The sequence below is a fragment of the Streptomyces sparsus genome (assembly GCF_054776295.1).
In genome coordinates, this window is sequence record NZ_BAAHCA010001431.1 from 1 (window position 1) to 849 (window position 849).

Here is an 849-nt window from a genome sequence, read left to right on the forward strand (position 1 = left end):
CCCTCGGCACCTCGAAGCCGCCCACCCGCCAGGGGCTGGAGGAGGCGCTGCGCCCCCTGCTGAAGGACCGCGCCCTCGGCACGCTGGTCACCGCCTCGGTGGCGGACGCGACCACCGGCAAGGAGCTGTTCTCCGCCAGGTCCGGCACCGCCGCCACTCCCGCGTCCACCATCAAGCTGGCCACCGGCGCGGCCGCGCTCGCCGAGCTCGGCCCCGACCACCGGATCAGCACCACCACGGTCTGGGACGCCGGCAACCGGCGTGTCCTGCTGGTCGGCGGCGGCGACCCGGCCTTCACCGACGAGCAGCTCACCGCGCTGGCCGACCGGACCGCCCGGGCGCTCAAGAAGAAGAAGCTCACACCGGACGCCGTCGGCTACGACACGTCCCGCTACCCGGGCACCGACCGCCACCCGATCGGCGTGAACGACAACATCGCCCCGGTCAGCGCGCTGATGCTGAACGCCGCCCGGCTGGACGACAGCACCCGCGGCCCGGCACGCAGAGCGGCCGATCCGGCCGCCGACGCCGGGGTGCGGTTCGCGGAGCTGCTCGGCAAGCGGGGGATCGAGGCCGGGGGCCCGGAGGCCACCGTGAAGCACGCCAAGGCCCCGAAGCGGGCCGTCGAGCTGGCCGAGCACCGCTCGGCCCCGCTGTCCGTCCTGGTCGAGCGCATGCTGACGCACAGCGACAACGACATCGCCGAGGCCCTGGCCCGGCAGACCGCGCTGGCCGCCGGCACCCGAGCCGACTTCGCCGGCTCGGAGCAGGCGGTACGCGCCCGCCTGGACCGGCTCGACCTGCCGCTGGCCGGTACCCGGTTCGCCGACGGCAGCGGCCTGAGCCGCT

Annotated in this window: 1 protein-coding gene; it reads left to right on the top strand. The window is 75.6% G+C overall.

Going from position 1 to position 849, the window contains the following annotated elements:
• On the top strand, window positions 1-849 hold an 849-nt coding region (locus tag ACYVE9_RS28875; RefSeq protein ID WP_461030833.1), incomplete at both ends, for a D-alanyl-D-alanine carboxypeptidase.